The sequence below is a fragment of the Acidovorax sp. JMULE5 genome (genome assembly GCF_013376875.1).
Lineage (GTDB): Bacteria > Pseudomonadota > Gammaproteobacteria > Burkholderiales > Burkholderiaceae_C > Acidovorax > Acidovorax facilis.
This window is the reverse complement of record NZ_CP035951.1, coordinates 3,684,161-3,704,045: the sequence shown is the minus strand read 5'-3', so window position 1 is coordinate 3,704,045 and position 19,885 is coordinate 3,684,161. Positions and strand designations below refer to the sequence as shown.

General features: G+C 65.7%; 19 protein-coding genes. 4 read left to right on the top strand and 15 right to left on the bottom strand.

The genetic code is table 11. The annotated features are described in order from the left end of the window. Window positions 1-59: 59 nt before the first annotated feature. The 3 genes from EXV95_RS16835 (at window position 60) to EXV95_RS16825 (ending at window position 3,514) form a co-directional block, all read left to right on the top strand. The gene (locus tag EXV95_RS16835) at window positions 60-1,016 is read left to right on the top strand and encodes a helix-turn-helix domain-containing protein (RefSeq protein ID WP_176887712.1); all 957 of its coding nucleotides are present in this window, start codon (window positions 60-62) and stop codon (window positions 1,014-1,016) included. Between the two features lie 171 nt (window positions 1,017-1,187). Then, entirely contained in the window at window positions 1,188-2,507 is a 1,320-nt protein-coding gene (locus tag EXV95_RS16830; RefSeq protein WP_176887711.1) for a hypothetical protein, read from the top strand. Window positions 2,508-2,875: 368 nt separating this feature from the next. Next, window positions 2,876-3,514 (top strand): flavin reductase family protein, encoded by a 639-nt coding sequence (locus EXV95_RS16825; RefSeq protein ID WP_176887710.1) that lies wholly within the window; start codon window positions 2,876-2,878, stop codon window positions 3,512-3,514. 13 nt (window positions 3,515-3,527) lie between these two features. Here the strand turns inward: EXV95_RS16825 and EXV95_RS16820 are convergent, their stop codons facing one another. Next, a complete protein-coding gene (locus EXV95_RS16820; protein WP_176887709.1) occupies window positions 3,528-3,932 on the bottom strand; it encodes a tautomerase family protein in 405 nt (134 codons plus the stop codon). Window positions 3,933-4,099: 167 nt separating this feature from the next. Between EXV95_RS16820 and EXV95_RS16815 the strand changes: the two genes are divergently transcribed. After that, window positions 4,100-5,041, top strand: coding sequence for a LysR substrate-binding domain-containing protein (locus EXV95_RS16815; protein ID WP_176887708.1), 942 nt, complete (start codon window positions 4,100-4,102; stop codon window positions 5,039-5,041). Window positions 5,042-5,464: 423 nt separating this feature from the next. Here the strand turns inward: EXV95_RS16815 and EXV95_RS16810 are convergent, their stop codons facing one another. The 14 genes from EXV95_RS16810 to mnmG form a co-directional block, all read right to left on the bottom strand. After that, a complete protein-coding gene (locus EXV95_RS16810; protein ID WP_255484770.1) occupies window positions 5,465-6,628 on the bottom strand; it encodes an alpha/beta hydrolase in 1,164 nt (387 codons plus the stop codon). A 143-nt stretch (window positions 6,629-6,771) separates the two neighbouring features. After that, window positions 6,772-7,734, bottom strand: coding sequence for a hypothetical protein (locus tag EXV95_RS16805; RefSeq protein WP_176887707.1), 963 nt, complete (start codon window positions 7,732-7,734; stop codon window positions 6,772-6,774). Window positions 7,735-7,754: 20 nt separating this feature from the next. After that, window positions 7,755-8,372, bottom strand: a complete 618-nt coding sequence (gene lpoB, locus EXV95_RS16800; RefSeq protein WP_218135467.1) for a penicillin-binding protein activator LpoB — start codon at window positions 8,370-8,372, stop codon at window positions 7,755-7,757. A 42-nt stretch (window positions 8,373-8,414) separates the two neighbouring features. Next, window positions 8,415-8,828: a YcfL family protein gene (locus EXV95_RS16795; RefSeq protein WP_055395763.1), complete on the bottom strand. Its 414-nt coding sequence runs from the start codon at window positions 8,826-8,828 to the stop codon at window positions 8,415-8,417. Between the two features lie 35 nt (window positions 8,829-8,863). Beyond that, window positions 8,864-10,390, bottom strand: a complete 1,527-nt coding sequence (locus EXV95_RS16790) for a COG3014 family protein (protein ID WP_055395761.1) — start codon at window positions 10,388-10,390, stop codon at window positions 8,864-8,866. Between the two features lie 327 nt (window positions 10,391-10,717). Next, the gene (locus EXV95_RS16785) at window positions 10,718-11,461 is read right to left on the bottom strand and encodes a class I SAM-dependent methyltransferase (RefSeq protein WP_176887706.1); all 744 of its coding nucleotides are present in this window, start codon (window positions 11,459-11,461) and stop codon (window positions 10,718-10,720) included. A 6-nt stretch (window positions 11,462-11,467) separates the two neighbouring features. Then, the gene (locus tag EXV95_RS16780) at window positions 11,468-12,823 is read right to left on the bottom strand and encodes a hypothetical protein (RefSeq protein ID WP_176887705.1); all 1,356 of its coding nucleotides are present in this window, start codon (window positions 12,821-12,823) and stop codon (window positions 11,468-11,470) included. 355 nt (window positions 12,824-13,178) lie between these two features. After that, complete coding sequence (locus EXV95_RS16775) at window positions 13,179-14,096, bottom strand: ParB/RepB/Spo0J family partition protein (RefSeq protein WP_176887704.1); 918 nt, start codon at window positions 14,094-14,096, stop codon at window positions 13,179-13,181. A gap of 7 nt (window positions 14,097-14,103) precedes the next feature. Beyond that, entirely contained in the window at window positions 14,104-14,940 is an 837-nt protein-coding gene (locus EXV95_RS16770; RefSeq protein ID WP_176887703.1) for an NYN domain-containing protein, read from the bottom strand. Beyond that, entirely contained in the window at window positions 14,940-15,485 is a 546-nt protein-coding gene (locus EXV95_RS16765; RefSeq protein ID WP_176887702.1) for an alpha/beta hydrolase, read from the bottom strand. Before EXV95_RS16765 ends, EXV95_RS16770 begins: the two co-directional genes overlap by 1 nt. Window positions 15,486-15,519: 34 nt before the next feature. Beyond that, the gene (locus EXV95_RS16760; RefSeq protein ID WP_176887701.1) at window positions 15,520-16,332 is read right to left on the bottom strand and encodes a ParA family protein; all 813 of its coding nucleotides are present in this window, start codon (window positions 16,330-16,332) and stop codon (window positions 15,520-15,522) included. Window positions 16,333-16,368: 36 nt separating this feature from the next. After that, window positions 16,369-16,983, bottom strand: coding sequence for a LysE family transporter (locus tag EXV95_RS16755; protein WP_176887700.1), 615 nt, complete (start codon window positions 16,981-16,983; stop codon window positions 16,369-16,371). 197 nt (window positions 16,984-17,180) lie between these two features. Next, the gene (gene rsmG / locus EXV95_RS16750; RefSeq protein WP_370460086.1) at window positions 17,181-17,858 is read right to left on the bottom strand and encodes a 16S rRNA (guanine(527)-N(7))-methyltransferase RsmG; all 678 of its coding nucleotides are present in this window, start codon (window positions 17,856-17,858) and stop codon (window positions 17,181-17,183) included. Beyond that, entirely contained in the window at window positions 17,855-19,834 is a 1,980-nt protein-coding gene (gene mnmG, locus EXV95_RS16745) for a tRNA uridine-5-carboxymethylaminomethyl(34) synthesis enzyme MnmG (protein WP_176887698.1), read from the bottom strand. Before mnmG ends, rsmG begins: the two co-directional genes overlap by 4 nt. Window positions 19,835-19,885: the final 51 nt, after the last annotated feature.

Below are 19,885 nucleotides of genomic sequence, written 5' to 3'. Positions count from 1 at the left end.
GATCTTAGGCACGCAGGCTTCGGCAGGTTTACGATAGGCGGCCAACTTCTATCGCAAACATGCCAAACCCCGCCGCCGCACCCGCCCCATCCCCCGAGCCGGTGGTGGAGCACTTTGCCGCCCAGGTTGTGCCCCGTCCAAAAAGCGGGAGCTCGCGCGGAGCGGGGCGCGGGATGTCGTACGTGGGCTCGCTCACGCCCGAGCTGTTTGTGCCTACCCCCGCCCGCCCGGTGCGCGCCAAGCTGCGCTGGCTGGCCGCCGACACGCAGGTGATGCCGCACAGCCACCCCTGGGCGCAGGTGGCGATCTCCACCACGGGTGTGATCCGGCTCACGGTGAACCACGGCACCTACATCGTGCCGCCCTCGCGCGCGCTGTGGATTCCGCCCGGTGTGGAACATGCCGTGACCATGGTGGAAGACGCCGACCTGCGCACGCTGTACTTTCACCAGCCCCGGGGGCGCTGCGGCCCCGGTGTGCCGCGCGACCAGGAAGACGCCTGGCGCCAGTGCCGCGTGCTGGAGGTGTCCGAGCTGCTGCGCGCCCTGGTGCGCGAGATGCCCACCACACCCGATGGCGGCCCCGCTCTCACGCCCGCCCAGCGGCTGCGCGAGCAGCACCTGAGCGCCCTCATCCGCGATGAACTGGCCCGCGCCGCCGCCGTAAAGCTGGGCGTGGACCTGCCCCAGGACAAGCGCCTGCGCCACCTGTGCGAGGCCGTGCTGGCCGACCCCACGCGCCACGAAACGCTGGCCGACTGGGCGCAGGACACCGGCGCCAGCCCGCGCACCGTGGCGCGGCTGTTCCGTTCCGAACTGGGCAGCACCTTCACCCAGTGGCGCCAGCAGGTCATCCTGGCCAAGGCCGTGTCGCTGGCTGCCGGGCGCATGCCCATGGGCCAGATCGCCGCCGAGCTGGGCTACAGCCCCAGTGCGTTCAGCGCGATGGTGCGCAAGTCGGTGGGGCAGCCACCGGGGCGGTTTCTGGGGCAGCAACACCCGGCGCCTGTGCAATAGAGGCTGTGCGAGGCTGCACCACCGGCCTACGCACTCGTGAAAGGGCTCAAAACGGCGCGCTCCTGACGCGCCAACGGCGTCTTGTCCTTCGAACTTGTCGCTGCCCGCCTACGTTTGGAAACATGTGTTGCGCCCACAGTGAGTTCATCCCTAGCACCAGGTTTGAACCCTATGACAAAACAGATTCGCCACCATGTGGCAGCCCTTTTCCTGCTTCTTCCCGTCGCCAGCGCCCTGATGGTCGTTCCAGGTACGGTCATGGCGCAGCCCGCCGCCCCTGAATTGCGATCACTGCAGGTAGCGACAGACGACGGTCTGCGGGCCGGCGCCGACCTGCGGTTCACGATAGAAGGCACACCACGGGGCCGGGTCCAACTCCATGTGGCCGGCATACCCCGCGCCATCGTGCTGCAGGAAACCGAACGGGGCGTGTACACGGGCAGCTACACAATCCGCCGCCAGGACCGGCTCAATGAAGGCAGCGCCGTGCGCGCCACGCTCAAGGTGCGCAACCGCACCATCACCAGCAACTACTCGCTTCCGGCCGGCATTGGTGGCCGGGACGTGGTGGCGGCACCGCCACCCGGCCTGAGGATCGACCGTTTCTCGGTCGCACCCATCGACAAGATGGAGCCCGGCGCCGAATTGCGCTTTACGCTGAACGGAGCCCCCGGAGGCAGGGCCAATTTCGACATCCCCGGTGTCATCGACAACGTGCCGATGCGCGAGGTATCGCCCGGCGTGTATGAGGGCGCGTACACCATCCGCCGCATGGACAACCTGGCGCCGTCGCGCCCCACGGTGGCCACCTTGCGTGTCGGGGACCGCACGGTTTCGTCAACCCTGACCCAGCCTTTGATCGCCGATGCCAAACCGCCGGTGATTCGCCACGTGTCGCCGCGCGACGGGGAAACGGTCCCGCGCAATGCGGCCACTTCGGTGTCCGGCACGTTTGATGACGTCGGTGGTGTGGGTGTAGACCCCAAAAGCGTTCGCATCGTGATCGCGGGCCGCGATGTCACGTCCGCCTCGCAGGTCACGCCGCAGTTTTTCACCTACCGCGCTGACCTGCCCACCGGCCGGTATCCGGTCGAAGTGACCGCCCGGGACCTGGTGGGCAACGGCATGCGCCAGAACTGGACCTTCAACATCGCTTCGCAAGTGAACGCCGCGCCCACCACGGTGCAGCTGCAGGTGACCAGCCATGCCAACCATGCCACAGTGGACAGAGGCGCCGTGGTCGTGCGCGGCCGCACCGTGCCTGGCGCGGTGGTGGATGTCCAGGTGAATGCGGTCGGCACGCTCGTCGGTGCGTTTGGCCTGAACCAGGAATTGCTGTCGCAGCGTGTGCAGGCAGATGGCAACGGTGACTTCTCGTTCAGCTTCACATCGCAAATACCGCTACCCGGCACACGCTACGAAGTGACGATGAACGCCGAAAGGGGCGGCATGGCCCCAACAGAGACTCAGCTGGTGCTGTTCCAGAAATAAGGCGCTGCCGGCACCTCGGCGGTGACCCGAAATCGCCGACTACCCATAGACCCTCGCGGGTCCATTTTTTTGGGCGGAGCCTTTTCGGCCTGCCACCCGGGCATGGGGGCGGCTGATAGCCCTGGCCTTCGGTCTTACGTGTTGATCACCGCCAAAGCCACTGCGCCAGTGGGCGCCACCCCTTTTTGATAGAAATAGCCCCCTAGCGCTTTACCACAAAGCGCTTTTAGCTATTACTTTAGTAGCATCTTTGAAATCCCGGTGACTGCCTCCCGCAGAAGCCGGAGGTAATGTACGACCCGGAGACTGCGCGGTGAAAGGACCACCCGCTGCAGCGTGCATATCCCCATCCACCTCACTGCACCCCCATGACCACCGCCCCACCCCGCCGCGATGACATCCACAGCTACGAGCCCCGCCTGGGCCACGGCCTGCCGCACGACCCGTTCAACGCCATCGTGGGGCCGCGCCCCATTGGCTGGATCTCCACGCAGAACGCAGCAGGTGCCACCAACCTGGCGCCCTACAGCTTTTTCAACGCCTTCAACTACGTGCCGCCCATCGTGGGCTTTGCCAGCATCGGCTACAAAGACACGGTGCGCAATGTGCAGGAGACCGGCGAGTTCGTGTGGAACCTGGCCACGCGCGAGCTGGCCGAGGTGATGAACCAGAGCTGTGCCGCCGTGCCGCCCGAGGTCAGCGAGTTCGCGCTGACGGGCCTCACCCCCCTTCCCTCCACTTTGGTCGCACCGCCGCGCGTGGCAGAAAGCCCTGTCACCTTTGAATGCCGCAGCACGCAGATCCTGCAGTTGCAGGGCGTGGATGGCGCCCCGGTGGACACCTGGCTGGTGCTGGGCGAGGTGGTGGCCGTGCACATCGACAAGGCGCTGCTCAAGGACGGGGTGTACGACACGGCGAACGCAGGCCACATCCTGCGCGGCGGGGGCCCGGCCGATTACTTCACGGTGGGGCCGGAGCAGCTGTTCAGGATGTTCCGGCCCCGGTAGCGGGTGCCACGGCTCAGGCTGCCGCGTTGTTTTGCACCAGGTCCATTGCAAACCGCCCGTGGCCCACGGACCAGTCGGAATAGTCGTTCTCGTGAATGAAGATGAACACGTCGGCCGGGGCCACGCCCGCCATGGCCAACAGGTTGCGTGCGATGGCGGCATAGAGGGTGCGCTTCATCGCGTCGCTGCGCCCGCGCCGCAGCGTGATCTCGACCACCACCACGCGGTCGGAGCGTGCCACGCCGTTGAAGGTGGGGCTGCAGGCAAATTCGCCGGGGGCGTAGCCAGCCACCAGGTTGAACAGCTCGTCCGGCGGCATGCCGATGGCGTCCACCAGGGCCTGGTGAATGCCTTGCACGATGGCATCGCGCGTGGCGGCGGGGGTGTCCTGCGGGACGTTGGTGCGGATAAAGGGCATCGGTTTTCCTATGTTCATCCAAATCAAATAAAGACATTCAAACCAGCGGTTGCCAATTTTTATGCCTTTCAAGCGGCTATCGCTTAACAAACAACCTATTTTTGCTATCAATTTCATGATTGAGAAGCGATGATTTGGCTGAATTTATGTGCCCTAAAATCACATAGATGAGCCATCGCCTGCCCCCACTGAGTGCCCTGCGCGCGTTCGAGGCCGCCGCCCGGCTGGGCCGCATGACGGCGGCCGCGGACGAGTTGTCGGTCACGCCCGGCGCGATCAGCCGCCAGGTGCGCCAGCTGGAGCAGCACCTGGGCGTGGCCCTGTTTGACGGCAGCAAGGCCCGCCCTACCCTCACCCCGGCGGCGCATGTGCTGCAGCCGGTGCTGACCACCGCCTTTGCCAACATCGCCGATGCGGTGCGCGAGGTCAGCGACTCCCGCCGGGGGCCGCTGGACGTGGCCTGCTTCAGCACCTTCACCGTGAAGTGGCTGATCCCCCGGTTGTTCGACTTCCAGGCGCAGCACCCGGGCATCGAGGTGCGCCTGCGCACCACCGACGCAGGCACCGGCGAGGGCCGCATGCACGGCGACCTGACCATCACTGCCGAAGAGGCCACCGGGGCGTGGGATACCAGCAAGGAACAACGGTTGTTCCCCGAACACCTGGGCCCGGTGCTGAGCCCCGAACTGGCGCAACGAGTGGCGCTGCGCCAGTCCGCCGATCTGGCCGACCCGGCCCTCGCTCCCGTGCGCCTGCACACCCGCACGCGGCGCAACGCCTGGGCCATGTGGGGGGCAGCGGCGGGCGCTACCGTGCCGCTGCCCACGCCTTCACAGGCGGGGCCCGAGTTCGAGCACTACTACTTCACGCTGGAGGCCGCCGTGCGCGGGCTGGGCATTGCCGTCGCCCCCTGGCATCTGGTGATGGACGACGTGTTGGCGGGGCGGCTGGTGGCCCCGCTGGGTTTTGTGGCCTCGGGATATGACTACGTGGTGCGCCGCCGCACCAGCGGCCCCCTGCCCCGGCTGGATGTGTTCTGTGCCTGGCTGCAGGCGCAGGCCCTTGCCAATCCCGTCCCTCCCGGGCCGCAAGGGCCACCGTCGGGCTGAGGGTCCGTTTTTTTACCGCCTCTGCAGCGGCGCAGCTGGCTGCTGCACAAGGCAACTTTGCCACAGGCGGTCTTAGAACCTGTTCAAAATCTTTTCGGGGATCGCATTGGAGTGCCATCGTGATGGACGTGGAAGCTTCGGATGCGCCGCATGGGCTCATGCCCATGCAAGCAGCTGAGGTGTCCAATCGCCCGATTTCACTCCAACCCTGCGGGCAAGTGCCTTGCCGGGCGGTCTGCGGCGTTGCGGCGCTTGCCAATAGCCAAGCTATTGGCTGCACCCCGCGCCTTGCATCCCATCCCGGCAAGGTACTTGTGCGACCCCGAAAAGATTTTGAACAGGTTCTTAGGTCTGCTGGCGCCCGCGCCAAAAGCGCAAGCAGCCATCAACCCAATAGCAAACTGTCTGCGGTGCGATCCTGGCTCAGGGAACGCCCACTGATGGCAACAGCATCAGGGGCCGGTCCAGCAGCGGCGCGCACAGCCCTGAGGCCGGGTTGCGCGCCCATTGCTCGATCCAGGCCCAGACCAGCTGCACGCCGTCTGTGAGCGGCCCCGCACTGCGCTGCAAGCCGTGGTTGGCGCCGTCCAGGCGGCGCGCGCAATAGGGCACGGTGCGCAAGGAGGCCAGCTCTGCAAAACGCTCGTAGGCCGCAAGGGGCACCAGCGCATCGTCGCCACCCCACACCTGCAGCAACGGCCAGGGGCTTCGCACCAGCGGCAGGGTCAAGGACCAGTTCCACAGGTCGCGCCAGTAGCCCAGGCTGCGGCCCTGCGCTACGGCGCTGTCGGGGCGGCGTCCAGCCACCATGCGGCCCAGTTCCTCCCAGTCGGCTTGCGCCCCCAGGCGCTGGGCTTGCAGGGCTCCCGCCTCCTGCGGATCAAGGCCACTGGACGCCAGCACCACCAGGCCCGCGAGTTGCGGAACCTCGGGTGCCAGGGCGGGCAGCAGTTCGGCGCCTTCGGAGATGCCCACCAGCAGTTGCGGCAGCGCGGGTGCGCCTTCGCGCGCGCGTTGCTGCGCATCGGCCACCAACGCCGCACGGGCGTGGGCCAGCCAGCTGGAGAGGCGGTCTTGTTGCACGAAGTCGCGTGCGCAGTCTGCGGGCGCCGTGCGCGCCTGCGGGTCCACGCCGGGCTTGTGCAACACCAGCACCTGGGCATGCAGCAGGCCGGCAAAGTAGCGGTCGGCAATCGGCCCCATGCCCGCGCAGCCGGAGCCGGGGATGACGATCACGCGATAGCGCAGCGAGGCGGTGCGCTCGCTGCGCGTGAGGGCCAGGAGCGTGGCGCCATCAGCGCCTGGCAAGGGCCGCAGTACAAAGCGCTCCGCAGGGGGTGGCGTCTGGGTGGCCGCAGGAGCCTCCTGTGCATTGGCCTGTGCAGGCGCCGTGGGCGTCTCTGTGGAAGCCTCTGGCCCGTACACATTCACCAGCGATTCAGACGCTGCCGCCGCATAGAACGGCGGGGGCGAGGCGCAGCCGCCGAGCACCGCGGCAACGGCCGTGGCGACGAAAAAGGCCAGCACAGGGCTGGCCAGGGGCCGCAAAGGTGCGGCAGAAGCAGAAAGGTGTTTTACGTTGAGCACAGGCCACAGTCTGGCATGACTGCGACCACCCCGGGCGCTGCACCTGCTACGGGTGCGCCGCCCAGCGCGAGATGCCGAGCAAGGGGCTGCGGCCCCCGGCGGTCGGCACCGAGCGGCAGCGCCTCACGGGGTTGCCGCTCCTGCTACTTCAAGATGATGACCTGCTCGGGCTGCTGAGGTTGCGGCACGGGCATGGGCTGGCCGCCCTGCTGGTAGACCACGGGCGGGCGCACGCCGCGCGCTAGGTTGGCGTCGGTGTAGCCCAGCTGCATGGCGAGCTGCTGGTACACGTCCTGCGCGAGCGACAGCGAGGTTTCGCGCATCACCTTGGCGCGGTTGGGGGGCGCAATGTCGCCACGGATCGACAGGATCTTGGTGTCGTTGCCTTCGCCCTGGGCGGAGAACGCGGCCTTGATCTCGTAGGTCTTGGTGTTGATGAGCGAGAAGTCGGCCAGGAGCTGCAGGCCGTACTGGCGCGTGGCGCTGGTGGTGCCTTGCAGGGGCGAGAGCGCGTCGGTGAAGTCGATGCTCGACACCACGCCGAACAGCACGTAGTCGGCGCCGTTGAACTCGCCCTTCTTGATGCGGCTGATCACGTCGTTGACCTGGGGCTGAACCTGCGGCGTGGCCATCTTGCCGCCCTGCACCTGGTTGAGCACCTGCTCGGCCTTGCTCGGCTGGGGCTTGCCTGCGTCAAAGCCCTTGCCCTGGATCAGGCGGAAGTAGGTGCCCTGCAGGATGGCGCCCTTGATGTCGTTGGTGTAGCCACCCAGCTCGCGCTGCTCGATGTAGCTGTAGCGCCCGGCCACGTAGGTGCCGCTGGCCTGCTCGGACGCCTGCATCGAGTGGCTGCCCGAGTGCGAACCGCCACCGCCATAGGGGCCGTGGCTGTAGCCACCGCTGTGGCTGCCGCCTGCGCTCATCTGGCTGCTGCGCTGGTAGGTGCCGGCCACAAAGTATTCGGACACGCGCTGGGCATAGGCCAGGTCGGTCACGGCGATCTTGGGCGCCGCGCCGGGCTGCTGCGCCTGGGCGCCCGTGCCCCAGGCCAGCGTGGTGGCGGCGATCACGGCCAGGGCCGTGTGCAAAGTGGTTCTGCGTTGCATGGTGTGCTCCTTGGAAAAGATCAGCGCTTGCTGGTCTTCCGGATTTCCTTTTCGTCCTGCCACTCGATCGTGCCTTCCTGCACATCAAACAGCTTGAGCGTGAACTTGTAGTACACGTCCTTGGTCGCGTTGTTCTGCTTGACGATGCTGGTCAGCTCGCCTTCCATGCTGTACTTGGCGGCCGTCATCTGGCCGACCTTGGCGGTGGTGCCCTGCTTGTACAGGCCGCTCTGGTTCTGGCGCTGCAGCTCGTCCACACCGGCCTGCATCTCGTTGATGGAGCGCACGAAACGCACCTTGCCCGACTTGACCAGCGAAGTCTGGATCGAGTTCATCACGTTGGTGGTGTCGATGTATTCGCTGGTCTTGTTCTTCACGGTGGAGATCGTCACCGTGGGGCGGCCCTGGAAGATGCCGGTTTCGAGCAAACCGCCGGTCATCTTCTCGGCAATCATCTGCAGGTCGGTGGAGCCGAATTCGTTGGTCACCAGCTCGACGGCCTTGGCATCGCCGTAGTTGACCTGGCGGTCAAAACGCACGGTGGGGGACGACAGGTTCTGGCAGGCCGACAGGGCCAGGGTGCTGGCCGCAAAGGCCAGGACCAGCGCGCTGCGCTGGATGCGGTTCTTGGTGTTCATGTTGGTTTACTCCTCACTCAAACAGGGATTGGCGCGGCGCGATCAGCGCGGCTCCACATTCATTTCCAGGCGCAGATCGACAGCCGCAGAGGTGGGCGCCACGCTCTTGACAGTCTGCTGGCCCAGGCCGAGCACGCTCATCTGCTTCCAGGATTCGCCATCGCCCACCTGGTTGCCCACGTTGTCCAGCCACTTGAATCGGTAGAACACGGTGCGGTCGGTGCGGCCCATGTTGGCCATGTCGGCCTGCACGACCAGGATGTCGTTCTTGCGCACGATGCGCATCTCGCGCACGGCGATGCTGTTGGCTTCGCCACGCAGGGCGACCTTGGACGCCACGGCCAGCGGGGTGGCCGGGTCGTGCAGCTGGGCGCGGGCAGCGGTGGCCAGGGTCATCGCGAGGACCGCGCACGCAACGGCGGGTGCGGCGGCGGCAAGGGCAAAACGGGTTCTCATGCCAGAGGCTCCTTGAAAATGGGACATGTTCGGTTTCAGTTCTTGGCGGCAGGCGTGGCCGAGGTGGACTTGACCGCCGACTTGGGCACCGAGCGCGTGCGGGTGGTGGTGGTCGTCGTCGTGCGCACGGTGGTGGCAGGCTCTGCGGCGGGCTGCGGTGCCGCCGCCACGGTGGGCAGCTGGCCGAGCATGGCCACGTCGCCGGTCAGCACGCTGTTTTCATACATGCGCAGGGGCACCAGGGCGTACTGGCCGTCGATCTTGATGGGCTGGGGCAGCTGGCGGCCGTTCACGCTCACCACATGCTCGCCGGGCGGCAGGTAGCCACGGGCCACATACACGCGGCCGGGCAGCATGCGCCACATGCGGTCGTCGGCCTGCTCGGTGGCCACCGAGGCGGCCGCGCCGATGATGCCGCCGATGAGGCCGCCGCGCTTTTGCAGTTCGTTCTGCAGCACGCCCTTGGCCACGGCGCGGGTGAAGCCACGCAGCACCATGCCGGGCATTTCGTCCTTGAGCGCGCGGCGCGCCATCACGTTCACGTCCACCACTTTTTCGAGCTTGAGGTCGGTGCCAGCAGCGGAGATGGTGGTCAGCAGTGGATCGGAAGACGGCTCGATCACGGGGTAGGAGATGCTGGCCGTGACCAAACCACGGCCCGTGGGCACGGGAATGGTGAAGGCCTTGGGCTTGCGCGCGGGGGCATCACCGGCTTCGACGATGAAGAGCACGTCGGTCATGCGCTGGCGGCGCTTCCAGGTGAAGCCTGTGCGCGTATCCAGGCCGCGCAGGCCTTCTTCGAGCACGCCGGTTTCGGGCTTGAGCTCAATGGCCTTGCGGTAGCCGGGCGCGGCCAGGCCGGGCTCGTTGAGCATTTCGTACAGAAAACCGGCCAGGTAGTGCGAAAGCGCGTTCTGGTAGCCGTTCTTGAGCGCCAGCACTTCGGGATCGTTCAGCGTCTCGACGGGGTAGCCGTTGAGTTCCTTGCCGCCAGAGGTGGCGCCCTTGGACTTTGCTTCTTCTTCAGCGGCCAGGGTTTCCTTGGCGCGGAACTCGGCAATGATGGCTTCGCGCTCGTGGGTGCGCTTGATGTCCACACGGGCGTTTTCAAAGTCGCCCACGGCCATGCGGTTGAGCGCCAGGCGCGTGGTCACCCACACCTTTTCATAGTCCTGACCCTCGTAGACCTTCAGGCGTTCGCTGATCAGCGCAGCGCCCACGGTGCCCATGAGTTTGCTCGGGTTGGTCTTGGCGGTTTCTTCCCATTCCTTGACCTTGTTGTCGGCCAGCAGGAAGGCGTTGGTGCTGTCGGGGTAGCGGCGGTCCATGCGCAGCAGCTCGCCGCGTTCCATGTTGTAGAGCAGCGCGGTTTTTTCTTCTTCGGTCTTGGCCGTGCTTTCGAGCTGGGCGATGGCTGCGGGAATGCCGCCGCTGCGGCCGGCATTCTGCATGTCGGTCGCCAGCTTGTCGTGGCTCTGCATGGTGGCGCAGCCGGTCAGGGCGGCACTCAGGGCCAGCACCCACAGAAGGCGCGGGCGGAAACGGGATGGATGGGCGGTCATGAATGCTCCTTGCAGATCGGTCGGTGGTGCACCAGAAAACCCCGGCCATGTCCACGCGCAAGACGGCACCGCGCTGCGGGCACACCGGTCAGGGTGGTGCGCCGCAGAAGCCGGTGTGGCCTGCAGGATGGGAAGTCCGGACAAGGAAGGTGCTGGCGGCCGGTGCGCCCCCTCCCGGCGCGTTCACGTGCTGCTGGCAGCCCCCTCTGGCTGTGAGTTTCTTGGTAGTTTTGTATGGGGTTGTAGCCAGGGACGCAATGTAGCAAAAGCTTGTATCTTTTCTGTAACCGTGGCGAACGGCTCAAATCGCAATCGAACAGTGCCATTTCATGCCTCGACGCGGTTCAGGGGCATGCGGTACAGCCACACCACGCGGCCACCGGGCGCACGCAGCTGTGCACAGGGCAGAACGCCGGGTACCGCAAATTCCAGGCTCACCAGCCATGCCCCGGTTGCCAGCTCGGCCTGGGCCTTGGCGGCGGCGCGGGCCATGCTTTCGGGCCGTTGGAACAGATAGACCATGCGGTAGGGGCTCCAGTCCTCGGCCCACATGTCGGCGCGCCGCACCCGGGCCCAGGGGCACCGCAGGGCGCACAGCAGGCGCAGGGGCCAGCTCCATTCGATGCCCTCCAGCTGTGCGGCCGGGTAGGCGTGGCGCAGCGCCTTGAGGCCATCGCCCACGCCGCTGCCCGCATCCAGCACGCGGGCACCCAGCGGCAGCGGAGCCTGCGAGGCCAGCGACTGCAGCGCATGGTGGGGCGTGGGAAACAGCGGCGCATCGCGCCAAGCGTTCAGGGGGTAGACCAGCAGCAGCAGCGCCAGCGGCACCAGCCACGCCCAGGTCGGCAGGCTGGCCGCACCCAGCAGCGCCAGCGACAGCGGAAAGCCCGCCGCAATCAACCCGCGTCGCCACCAGCTGTCGCCCAGGACACTGGCCGCCGTCCCCAGCAGGCAGGCGACCAGCAAGGCAGCCACGGGGGGAACCGCGCGCTGGAGCGCCACAAAAATCAGCCACGCGCAAGCCCACGCGACCAGCGCGGGCAGGGGCCAGGGCATGCGCAGGGCCAACATGGATTCTTAACGGCCCAAAATGCCGCGCAGCAGGTTGACAGGGTTCACCACGTTGCCCGCGTTGCCGGATTCCGCACCGCCGTCGCCAGCGGGCTGCTGGCCGGTCGGCGCACCGCCCATGCCGCTCGAATAGGCACCGCCCGAAGCGGCCGGCGGAGCAGCCCCCATGCCCCCGCGCCGCCCCTGCATCTCCTCGCCCAGCATGGCCATGGTGTGTGATTTCACACGCACGCGCACGGCCCACTCGGGCTCCCACGCGGCCTTGGGGTCCGCCGGGCGCGGGGGGTGCACGATGTGGCTTTCGCCGCCATAGGCCATCATGCGCAGCATGGGCGTGGCGTCGCGCCCGCCGCCTGCAAAAATGCCCTGCGGAATGGCGCACTGCGTGGTTTCGGGCTGCAGCAGCACGCGCTCCTTGAGCCAGCGGTCGATGGTGGCGGGCGAGAGGTAGTCGAACAGGCCCATGCCCGTGTCGGGCGTCTCGGCGCTGGACCACATGATGAGGTCGTCCCCACTTTGCGACATGGCATGTAGGTAATAGGCGCGCGCATTGCGCACGGGCTGCCAGCTGGTGCCCATGCTGTCCTGCGGCTTGCCGGTGGTGCGCAGGTCGATGGCGGGCATGAGGTCTTGTGCCGCACCCAGCGTGAACTTCATGGACGCAGGCACACCGTCGCCGCGCACCTGGTGTTCGCCCACCAGCGAGCTGTCCCGCGACAGGCTCACCTGGTTGCGTTCGTTGGGGTACAGCGCATAGGCCGGGCCCACGCGCGGCCCCCGGTCGGGCACGGCTCGGCCGGCAAACGCCTGTGCGTAGTCGGTCGGCTTGGCGCGCGCCAGATCGATGACGCGCGGCTGGCCCGCACGCACCGAGGCGCCGCAGCCCCAGTACAGCAGGATGCGGCCCTTGGGCTGGTGCTGCTGGTATTCCTGCGGCACCTCGCCCGGCTCGGTCTGGGTGGGCTGGGCACGGGGCGGGATCAGCGGAAGGGATTCGCCCATGCGCATACCAGGCGGTATGGCCTGGCTGGCTTCGACGCCGGGGCGCAGGGTGTTGTGCAAGGCGATGTCGATGACACGCGGCGGCATGATGGACATGGCGCGGGCGTGACCATAGGACGTGTTACCACCACCCGCCCTGCCCTGCGCGCCACCGCCCATCCCCCCCATCAGGCCGCCGAGCATGCCGCCGCCACCGGGGAGGCTGTCCATCTCAGGCATGCCCGCCATGGTGCCGGTGGAGACATCCATCCACAGCTGGACTTTGGGGGCTTTGGTGGTTTGGGCCTGGGCGCCCAGGCTGGCGATGCACAGGCCAACGGCCAGGCAGGCGGGGGGCAGGACGAAGCGCAAAGAGGTCATGGGGGTCTGCTCCAGGAGATACATGGATCACCCGGCAAACCATCGTGGGCCACAGGGCGGCACTTTCGCCGCCCTGTGAAGAGGCCTTGCGGTCAACCCGGGTGTGTTGAACGCAGCGCAGTGTAGGCCCCGCACAGACGCATTTTGCCTGCGCAAGTTACCTGTGGAAACCGTTTGTGTGCGCTATTTCACGCCAGACCTTCGGGCAAGATTTTCAACCCCCTCTATGCACAAGGCGTAACCCTTGAAACCGGCGCGGCCGAAGCGAGAGACGCCGAGCAAGGGCCGCCCCGCAGCGAGGGCGTCGTCCCCCCTGGGGGGAAGGCGCCGAAGGCGACTCAGGGGGGGGTTACAGTCAACCCCGCAGGCGGTCGATCAAGCCATTCAAAGCTTCGAGCGAGCCGAACTGAATCGCCAGCTCGCCCATGTCCTCCACCCGGCCATGGCGCTTCACGCGCTTTTTCACGCGCACCTCGACCTCGGCCATGAGCAGGTCCGAGAGTTCTTCTTCCACGCGCTTCAAGTCGCGCGACTTTTCCTTCTGGGGCTTTTGCGGCACCAGGCTGAACTCGGCACCGATCTTCTTGACCAGCGCTTCGGCCTCGCGCACCGACAGCTTCTTGGCCGCGATCTGGTTGCCCGCGGTGATCTGGGCCGCGCGGTCCAGCGACAGCAGCGCGCGCGCATGGCCCATGTCGATGTCGCCCGCCATCAGCATGGTCTGCACGGGCTCGGCCAGGTTCAACAGGCGCAGCAGGTTGCTGGCGGCGCTGCGCGAGCGGCCCACGGCCTGCGCGGCCAGCTCGTGCGTGAGGCCAAACTCCTTGACCAGGCGCTGCAGGCCATGGGCTTCTTCCAGCGGGTTGAGGTCTTCGCGCTGGATGTTCTCGATGAGCGCCATGGCCGCCGCCGACTCGTCGGGGACATCGCGCACCAGCACCGGCACCTCGGCCAGGCCCGCCAGGCGCGAGGCGCGGAACCGCCGCTCGCCCGCAATGATTTCGTACTTGCCGGCGTTGTCGCCACCCGCCAGGCGCCGCACCAGGATGGGCTGCATGATGCCCTGGGCCTTGATGGATTCGGCCAGCTCGTACAGCGCACCCTCGTCCATGCGTGTGCGCGGCTGGTACACGCCGGGCACCAGCTCGGACAGCGGCAGGCTGCTGGGCAGCCCGGCTTCGGCCGCCTGGGCCTGCTCCACTTTTTCTTCGACCTTGGGGCCCAGCAGGGCTTCCAGGCCTCGGCCGAGGCCCTTGGGTTTTTTGGTGACCATGCTTTCCTTACTTAATCGCTGTGGGAGCTTGCGCTCGCAAATACAAGACTTTCTGCTGCGAACCAGGCGCTGTGCGCTCTTCCGTTGCAAACAGATCGGTCTTGGCTTTAACCAAGTCCGAGAGTTTCTTAAAACCGTAATGCCGCGAATCAAAGTCTGGCTGGAGTTTGGTTAGGTAACTGCCAAACGTGCCTAAGTGGGCCCAACCAGAATCGTCCACCGAACTATCTAGCGCTTGCATCACGAACTCACGAGGAAAGACTTGAGCGGCACCCTCTGTGGGAGAAGTATTCACCGTCACAGGTAGCGCCGGGGGTTCAGACAGTGGAGTTTGGACTCCCTGCTGAGCCAGAGGCATAGAGGCAGGAACCGATGGGCGGAAAATTTCGGTGAACACAAACTTGTGGCACGCGTTTCGGAATGGTTCTGGCGTTTTCTTTTCGCCAAAACCAAAGACGGTGAGGCCTTCTTCTCTAAGCCGAACCGCCAGTCCTGTGAAGTCACTATCACTCGTGACCAAACAGAAGCCATCAAATTTGCGCGTGTAAAGCAGATCCATCGCATCGATGATCATCGTGCTATCGGTAGCGTTTTTTCCTGTCGTGTAGGCGAACTGCTGCACCGGTTTGATGGAGTGCTGGTTCAGAACCTTCTTCCATGAAGCGCTAGCGGGAGAAGTGAAATCGCCGTAAATGCGCCGCACTGCTGCTTCGCCGTACCTTGCAATCTCAGCGAGCAAACCTTCGATAACGGCGGCCTGGGCGTTGTCGGCGTCGATTAAGACAGCCAGCCGCAAAGTGGGCTCTTCGGTTTCTAGCTTGACTACTGTTCTCTGACCACCCATCACGTATCCCTCTCTAAAAGTTCTTGTAACCAGCCGCGCCCCTCGTCCCAGTCGCCCAGGCCGGATTCGGCATTGATATGCCCGCGCTCGCCATAGTCCACAAACCGCGCACCCCAGGCCTGCGCCAGCCCTTCGGCGCGCTCGAAGCTGCAGTACGGGTCGTTGTGGCTGCCCACCAGCACGGCCGGGAACGGCAGCGGCTTGCGCGCAATGGGCGCCCAGCCGTGGATCTGCGCGGCCAGATCGGGCCGCTCCACATCGCCCGGTGCCACCAGCAGCGCACCCACCACACGGTGCGCGTTGGCCGAATGCGCAGCCCACCATGCGGTGAGAACGCAGCCCAGGCTGTGCGCCACCAGCACCACGGGGCCGTCGGCATCGACCACGGTTTCTTCCAGGCGCGCCGACCAGTCGCCGCGCAGCGGGCGCATCCAGTCGTGTTGCTCCACGCGGTGGTAGCCATGCTGGGCCTCCCACACGCTTTGCCAGTGGTCCGGACCGGAGTTCTGCCATCCGGGCAAGAGGAGGATGTTAGACGCCTTCATTACTACCATATTGATAGCTGCCAGTGCTTATCCATCAAGCGCTAGAGGCTATTTTGGCTATAGAAGTGGCGGCAGCGGGCATGTTCTGCACGCGGTCCACCATCTCTTGCGCAAACTCGACAAACGCCTGGCTGCCCTTGGCCGCCGGGTCAAACACCACGCCCGGCAGCCCATAGCTGGGCGCCTCGGCCAGGCGCACGTTGCGCGGGATCACGCTGTTGAACACCTTCTCGCCAAAGTGCCCCTTGAGCTGGTCGCTGACCTGCTGCTGCAGCGTGATGCGCGGGTCAAACATCACGCGCAGCAGGCCGATGATCTGCAGGTCGGCATTGAGGTTGGCATGCACCTGCTTGATGGTGTTCACCAGATCGGTCAGGCCTTCGAGGGCGAAGTATTCGCACTGCATGGGCACGATCACGCCATGGGCGCTGCACAGGCCGTTGAGGGTGAGCATGCTCAAGCTGGGCGGACAGTCGATGAGCACGAAATCGAAGTCGGTATCGGCCTCGGCCAGCGCGGCCTTGAGGCGCTTTTCGCGGTGCTCCAGCGCCACCAGCTCCACCTCGGCACCCGCCAGCTCGCGGTTGGCGCCCAGCACCCAGTAGCCACATTTGTCCGACAACACAGCTGCCTCTTTGACCGAGGCGGATTCGAGCAGCACGTCGTACACCGTGAGGTCGAGGCTGCGCTTGTCCACGCCCGAGCCCATGGTGGCGTTGCCCTGCGGGTCCAGGTCCACCATCAACACGCGCTGGCCGATCTTGGCCAGACCCGCAGCAAGGTTGACGGTGGTGGTGGTCTTGCCAACGCCACCCTTTTGGTTGGCAACGCAGAAAATTTTGGCCATGTGGGTGTTGCAGTCCGTGTTGTTGTTGTCGTTGTTTTATTTGGAGATGGCGAGCTTGATGCCAAAGCCGATCAGAAAGACGCCCGCCACCTTCTCCAGCACGCGGCCGATGCGCGGGTTGGCGCGCATGCGCTCGGCCAGGTGGTGCGTGAGCAGCACGGCGACCAGCCCGTAGATAAACGTCAGCACCGCCACCGTCGCCGCCATCACGCCAAAGGTCAGCAAGCCCTGGTGCCGGGCCGGGTCCACAAACAGAGGGAAGAACGCCATGTAAAACACGATGGCCTTGGGGTTGAGCAAGGTGATCAGGCCGGCCTGTTTGAAGTAGTGGCGCGGCTGGATGTTGAGGATGGGTTGTGCGCCGGGTTTGGCCGTGAGCATCTTGAAGCCCAGCCAGGCCAGGTAGGCCGCGCCCAACCACTGCACTGCATTGAACGCCGTGGGGTACGTGGCCAGCAGCGCCGCCACACCGGCCACCGCGCCCCACATCAGCACTTGGTCGCCCGCGATCACCCCCATTGTGGCCGCCAGGCCGCCCCGCACGCCGCCCTTGCTGGTGGAGGTGATGAGCGCCAGATTGCCGGGGCCCGGAATGAGCAGGAACAACACAATGGCGGCGACAAAGGCGCCGTAGTCTGCGATGCCGAACATGCTTAGGACTTCCGCAAATAAGGATGCAACGACGGTACGTGCTCTTGTGGCAGGAGGCACGCCCGATCCGGTTTTGCGTAAGTCATGATGATCTCTCCCGGTGTGCTGGACGGGTGCGCAGATGGATGCACCCGAAGTGAGGTGCCGAGTTTACGCGACCACCCCGCCCCGGCCGCTGACAAGCTAGCGGCCGACGGTCAGACCGGCTTCATCCAGATGATGCAGCGCTCGGCGTCGAGGCCTGGGACAGTGAGCTGTTCCACGTGAAACACCGACACATCGGTGGGCAGGGCCGTAATTTCATCCTCGGGGTGCTTGCCTTTCATGGCCAGCCAGACCCCGTGCGATGCCACCAGCGCGGCGCGCGACCAGGTCACAAAGTCAGGCAAAGAGGCAAAGGCGCGGCAGCTGATGATGTCAAAGGGGGTCGTCAACGTCTCGACCCGCGCGTGCACGCCATGCAGGTTACGCAGCTTCAGCGCCACCGCCGCCTGCTGGATGAACGCAGCCTTTTTGCCCACGGTGTCTACGCAGCTCACATCCACTTCCGGACAGCAGATGGCAAACACCACACCGGGCAGACCTCCGCCCGAGCCGACGTCGAGCAAGCGCACAGCGTGGTGACCCTCTCCTGAAAGCACAGCAACATGGCGGCGCAGCGGCGGCACAGCGGCAAGGCTGTCCAGCAGATGGTGCGTCATCATCTCCTGCGGGTCGCGCACCGAGGTCAGGTTGTAGACCTTGTTCCACTTCTGCAGCAGGGCCAGAAAATCCATCAACAGGGTGATCTGGGCGTCGGTCAGACCCAGGGCCAAGGCATCGGCCCCTGCGTGCAGCTGTTGGCGCAAGCTGTCGTTTGTCACTGCCATCGTCATGCCGCCACTTCCCCTTCTGCCTTGGCAGCCGCAACCGCCGCAAACTCCTTGAACCCGCCCTTCTTGAGATGCACCATCAGCAGCGAGATCGCCGCCGGCGTGATGCCCGTGATGCGCGAGGCGTGGCCCAGGGTTTCGGGCCGGTGGCGGCTGAGCACCTGGCGTGCCTCGATGCTCAGGGCGGTGACCTGCATGTAGTCCAGCTCGGCCGGCAACCGCAGCTTTTCAAAATGCGCGGCGCGCCCCACCTCATCCCGCTGGCGGTCGATGTAGCCCGAATACTTGGCGGCAATCTCCACTTGCTCCACCACCGGCTCGCTCAATGGGCCCAGCGTTTCACGTGAAACATCATGGGACGCGTATTTACCGCCGTCCATGGACATCAGGTTGGTGTAGTTCACATCCGGGCGGCGCAGCAGTTCGAACAGGTTGTATTCATGCTCAATGCTCTTGCCCAGCACGCGCTCAGACTCCGCCGCAGGCAGATTGCGCGGGTTCACCCAGGTGGCCTTCAGGCGTTCTGTTTCACGTGAAACCGCATCGCGCTTGCGGCTGAACGCATCCCAGCGCGCATCATCCACCAGGCCCATCTGGCGCCCCACTTCGGTCAGGCGCATGTCGGCGTTGTCCTCGCGCAGCTGCAGGCGGAACTCGGCCCGGCTGGTGAACATGCGGTAGGGCTCGGTCACGCCCTTGGTGATGAGGTCGTCCACCAGCACGCCCAGGTAAGCCTCGTCGCGGCCGGGCAGCCAAGGCGCATCGCCACGGCATTGCAGCGCGGCGTTGATACCCGCAAACAGGCCCTGGGCTGCCGCCTCTTCGTAGCCGGTGGTGCCGTTGATCTGCCCGGCAAAGAACAGGCCCTGGATCTGCCGCGTCTCGAAGCTGCTCTTGAGCGAACGCGGGTCAAAGTAGTCGTACTCAATGGCGTAGCCGGGGCGCAGGATGTGCGCGTTTTCCAGCCCCTTCATGCTGCGCACCAGCTCGTACTGGATGTCGAATGGCAGGCTGGTGCTGATGCCGTTGGGGTAAAACTCGTGCGTGGTCAGCCCCTCAGGCTCCAGGAAGATCTGGTGGCTGTCCTTGTCGGCAAAGCGGTTGATCTTGTCTTCCACGCTGGGGCAGTAACGCGGGCCCACGCCCTCGATCTTGCCGGTGAACATGGGGCTGCGGTCAAAGCCGCTGCGGATGATCTCGTGCGTGCGTTCGTTGGTGTGCGTCACCCAGCAAGGCATCTGGCGCGGGTGCATTTCTGCGTTGCCCATGAAGCTGAACACGGGCACCGTGCCCTCGTTCACACCACCGGGCATGCCGTCGCCGGGCTGCTCAGTGCACTTCGAGAAGTCGATGCTGCGCCCATCCAGCCGGGGCGGCGTGCCGGTCTTCAGGCGGCCCTGGGGCAGCTTCAGCTCCTTGAGGCGTGCCGACAGCGACACGGCAGGCGGGTCACCCGCCCTGCCCGCCGCGTAGTTGTTCAGCCCCACGTGGATCTTGCCGTCCAGGAACGTCCCGGCGGTGAGCACCACCGTACGCGAGCGGAACCGGATACCCACCTGCGTGACGGCGCCCACCACCCGGTCGCCCTCCACCATCAAGTCGTCCACCGCCTGCTGGAACAGCCACAGGTTGGGCTGGTTCTCCAGCATGCGGCGGATGGCGGCCTTGTACAGGATGCGGTCAGCCTGCGCCCGCGTGGCCCGCACCGCAGGGCCCTTGGAGCTGTTGAGAATGCGGAACTGGATGCCGCCCTCGTCCGTGGCCAAGGCCATCGCACCACCAAGCGCATCTACTTCCTTCACCAGATGGCCCTTGCCGATGCCGCCAATGCTGGGGTTGCAGCTCATCTGGCCCAGCGTCTCGATGTTGTGGGTCAGCAGCAGCGTTTTGCTGCCCATGCGCGCAGCGGCCAGCGCGGCCTCGGTGCCTGCATGGCCACCGCCGACAACGATCACATCAAACTCCTGGGGGTACAACATGGGGAACACTCCGGGGCCTGACGGCCCGACAATCAAAATATCCAGCGCGCG

Excerpts from the sequence above, each read along its gene's own strand:
- EXV95_RS16815 (WP_176887708.1), top strand. The coding sequence starts at position 4,100 with ATGAGCCATCGCCTGCCCCCACTGAGTGCCCTGCGCGCGTTCGAGGCC.
- mnmG (WP_176887698.1), bottom strand. The coding sequence starts at position 19,834 with ATGTTGTACCCCCAGGAGTTTGATGTGATCGTTGTCGGCGGTGGCCAT.
- EXV95_RS16775 (WP_176887704.1), bottom strand. The coding sequence starts at position 14,096 with ATGGTCACCAAAAAACCCAAGGGCCTCGGCCGAGGCCTGGAAGCCCTG.
- EXV95_RS16760 (WP_176887701.1), bottom strand. The coding sequence starts at position 16,332 with ATGGCCAAAATTTTCTGCGTTGCCAACCAAAAGGGTGGCGTTGGCAAG.
- EXV95_RS16795 (WP_055395763.1), bottom strand. The coding sequence starts at position 8,828 with ATGAGAACCCGTTTTGCCCTTGCCGCCGCCGCACCCGCCGTTGCGTGC.
- EXV95_RS16755 (WP_176887700.1), bottom strand. The coding sequence starts at position 16,983 with ATGTTCGGCATCGCAGACTACGGCGCCTTTGTCGCCGCCATTGTGTTG.
- rsmG (WP_370460086.1), bottom strand. The coding sequence starts at position 17,858 with ATGACGATGGCAGTGACAAACGACAGCTTGCGCCAACAGCTGCACGCA.
- EXV95_RS16780 (WP_176887705.1), bottom strand. The coding sequence starts at position 12,823 with ATGACCTCTTTGCGCTTCGTCCTGCCCCCCGCCTGCCTGGCCGTTGGC.
- EXV95_RS16770 (WP_176887703.1), bottom strand. The coding sequence starts at position 14,940 with ATGGGTGGTCAGAGAACAGTAGTCAAGCTAGAAACCGAAGAGCCCACT.
- EXV95_RS16830 (WP_176887711.1), top strand. The coding sequence starts at position 1,188 with ATGACAAAACAGATTCGCCACCATGTGGCAGCCCTTTTCCTGCTTCTT.
- EXV95_RS16820 (WP_176887709.1), bottom strand. The coding sequence starts at position 3,932 with ATGCCCTTTATCCGCACCAACGTCCCGCAGGACACCCCCGCCGCCACG.
- EXV95_RS16835 (WP_176887712.1), top strand. The coding sequence starts at position 60 with ATGCCAAACCCCGCCGCCGCACCCGCCCCATCCCCCGAGCCGGTGGTG.
- EXV95_RS16785 (WP_176887706.1), bottom strand. The coding sequence starts at position 11,461 with ATGTTGGCCCTGCGCATGCCCTGGCCCCTGCCCGCGCTGGTCGCGTGG.
- EXV95_RS16765 (WP_176887702.1), bottom strand. The coding sequence starts at position 15,485 with ATGAAGGCGTCTAACATCCTCCTCTTGCCCGGATGGCAGAACTCCGGT.
- EXV95_RS16805 (WP_176887707.1), bottom strand. The coding sequence starts at position 7,734 with ATGCAACGCAGAACCACTTTGCACACGGCCCTGGCCGTGATCGCCGCC.
- lpoB (WP_218135467.1), bottom strand. The coding sequence starts at position 8,372 with ATGAACACCAAGAACCGCATCCAGCGCAGCGCGCTGGTCCTGGCCTTT.
- EXV95_RS16790 (WP_055395761.1), bottom strand. The coding sequence starts at position 10,390 with ATGACCGCCCATCCATCCCGTTTCCGCCCGCGCCTTCTGTGGGTGCTG.
- EXV95_RS16825 (WP_176887710.1), top strand. The coding sequence starts at position 2,876 with ATGACCACCGCCCCACCCCGCCGCGATGACATCCACAGCTACGAGCCC.